This is a genomic window from Micromonospora sp. M51 (genome assembly GCF_018070305.1).
In the GTDB taxonomy this organism is placed as follows: domain Bacteria; phylum Actinomycetota; class Actinomycetes; order Mycobacteriales; family Micromonosporaceae; genus Micromonospora; species Micromonospora parva.
The window spans coordinates 1-2491 of the sequence record NZ_JAGPXZ010000830.1; the positions used below are offsets into that span (position 1 = coordinate 1).

The 2491-nt window shown below is 69.3% G+C and carries 2 protein-coding genes and 1 rRNA gene; 2 read left to right on the plus strand and 1 reads right to left on the minus strand.

Features of this window, described 5'->3' with window-relative positions:
• Together rrf and KBX53_RS29425 are read left to right on the plus strand one after the other, a co-directional pair.
• Nucleotides 1-114: ribosomal RNA gene (gene rrf, locus KBX53_RS29420) — 5S ribosomal RNA — on the plus strand; the annotation flags it as partial.
• Nucleotides 115-320: 206 nt separating this feature from the next.
• Nucleotides 321-572: a hypothetical protein gene (locus tag KBX53_RS29425; protein WP_051708133.1), complete on the plus strand. Its 252-nt coding sequence runs from the start codon at nt 321-323 to the stop codon at nt 570-572.
• A 44-nt stretch (nt 573-616) separates the two neighbouring features.
• Here the strand turns inward: KBX53_RS29425 and KBX53_RS29430 are convergent, their stop codons facing one another.
• Nucleotides 617-2437, minus strand: coding sequence for a VanW family protein (locus KBX53_RS29430; RefSeq protein WP_210862884.1), 1821 nt, complete (start codon nt 2435-2437; stop codon nt 617-619).
• Nucleotides 2438-2491: the final 54 nt, after the last annotated feature.

Genomic DNA, 2491 nt, shown 5'->3' on the forward strand with positions numbered 1-2491 from the left:
GGCGGTCATGGCGGAGGGGAAACGCCCGGTTACATTCCGAACCCGGAAGCTAAGCCCTCCAGCGCCGATGGTACTGCACTCGTGAGGGTGTGGGAGAGTAGGACGCCGCCGGACAATCTTTCAGAAAAGGCCACCCCTCACGGGGTGGCCTTTTCTGCGTCTCAGCCGCCAACGGGAACGGGTGGACCGTCCTTGAGCGTCAAGGTCGCGCTCGATCCAGGATGTAGTGGCTTTGGTGGTGTGCGGGCACCACGACAACCAGGATATTGCGCGATCTTGCGTCCGCCCCTGGGCCGGGTGCCCACGGATAGGCTCGGTCTGTGGACGAGGTCCTGATATTCGTGGTGTTCGCGGGCTGCGTGGCCGCGGTCCTGAGCACCCTGTGGTGGCTCGCATCCCGGGTCCGTCGTCGTGGCATTGGGGGCGAGGTCATGGGCCCGTTCGAGGAGATGTGGCACCCGGCGGCGCACCGCTTCCGGGCCGAGATCCGGGTGCAGGAGAGCCGCACGGTGCCGATGCCGCCACAGGGTGGGAGGCGCGATGGGGGCCCGGCGGCAACGCCGCCGAGCTGACCCACACCTGTGACTTCAGGAAAAAGGCCGACCTGGAGTGGACCTCAGGACGTCTTCGGGCCGCAGACGTAACGGGGTTCCGCGTCGTAGCGCCAGGTGAACTTCTCCCGCTTGACCACCACGCCGCCCTTCTTGATGACCCGGAAGGCGTCCTGGGTGAAGCCGTTGATGCCGTTGGTCTCGATGCACGAGGGCCCGGGGGTCAGGTGGATCTGCTTCGGCGTCGTGATGTTGCGGCGCGGGCCGTACTCCGTCTTCACACTGTCGTAGATCTTCGTGCTCCAGATCGACACGGTGACCGAGCTGGACGTGTACGACGTGTCGATGAGGACGCCGTACTCGGTGTTGTTGCGGAACTTGAAGTCCAGGTTGGGCCAGAAGATGGTCGACTCGATGACCGCCGGGTACCTGTCGAACCAGTACGAGTGCGGCTTGTGCTCGACGTCCTCCAAGCCGGCGTAGTAGGTCGCGTTGAACAGCGTGGTGGTGAACTGCGAGGTGCCACCACCGACCCCCGGCACCAACTTGCCGTCGAGGATGACCGGTGCGTCCCGGTAGCCCTGCGCGTAGCCGCGTTCCCCGGTGTGACCGTTGAGCGAGAACGTCTTCCCGGGCAGCACGACGGTGCCGTCCACCTTCTTCGCGATCGTGGCGATGTTCTGGCTGCGCGACGAGGCCATGCCGCCGGTGAACCGGGTGGTGAAGGTGGAGACCCGCTCCTTGATGCCCAGGCCGGCGAGCTTCTCCGCGGTCAGCTGCGGCGGCGTCGGCTTCAGCTCTCCGGTCACCTCGCGACCGTCTGCCTTTGGCAGCACGGCGAGCAGGTCCCGACTGAGCGCCGCTGTGTCCAGCTGCTGCCCGGACTGTCCGTCCTTCACGGTGGGCCGGCCGCCGGCAATCGTCATCGTGGCGTCCTTCGGCGGCACCTCGATGGCGGCCAACTTCTCGCCGAGCGCGGTGCGCAGGCGCTTGACGTCCACCGTGGGGGTCAGCTTGCCGGTCTTGTCGGCGTTGAACCGCAGGCTCTTCGCGATGGCGGCGGGCGGGACCGTCACCGAGCCCTTGCTGGTGCGCAGGGTGACCGGTGCGGCCACCGCAGGCTTCGCCAGCTCGTTGACCAGCCGATCCAACTCCTCCGGGGTGGTGGCCGGGTGGGTCTCCACCAGGGGCACGGTGACCGGCTCGCCGGCCAGCCAGCCGGCGCGGACCACCTCGGCGGAGCGTTCCGGGTTCAAGGCCAGCCCGGGCTTGGGCTGCACCACCTTCGGGGTGGTGCCCTGATAGGTGATCGCCGGCATCGTCATCCCCTGGGCCTGGTCGCCGAGCACCTTGCGGAGCGCGTCGTCCAACCGGCCCACGTCGACCGTCACCACCGGCTCGACGGTGCGGGAGCCGACCAGCCGGCTGACCGGGTGCGCGTCGGCCTCAGCCGCCGCCGCGACGGTCGCCGGCACGTCGACGGCCAGCCCCACGTCGGCCGGTTTGATCTCGGCGGTACGCCCGTCGACGGTCACCTTCAGCGGTGTGGCCAGCGTCGCCGCCCGCCGGTCCAGCTCCGCCCGCAACTCCCGGTCGGCGTCCGCGCGGCTCCGGCCGCCCAGTTCGGTGCCGAGCACGCTGGTGCCACGGGGAACGTCACCGGCGTACGCCCAGGCGCCGGCGCCCGCCACGGCGGCGAGGACACCACCGGTGATGCCGGCGGCGAGCAGCATCCGCACCCGGCGTGACCGGCGCGGGCCGTTGTCGGGTTCGCCGGGAGCGGCTGTCGTGACCGGCTCAGGTCCATCGTCCGGCCAGGTGACGGCGGTGACCTGCACGGTGGGCCGGTCGTCGACAGGTGGACTGCTTTCGCCGTACAGCGTCACTGCAACCTCGATCGCCAGGGTGCCGCGGGAGGTCCTTCCCTCCCGGAGCCACCT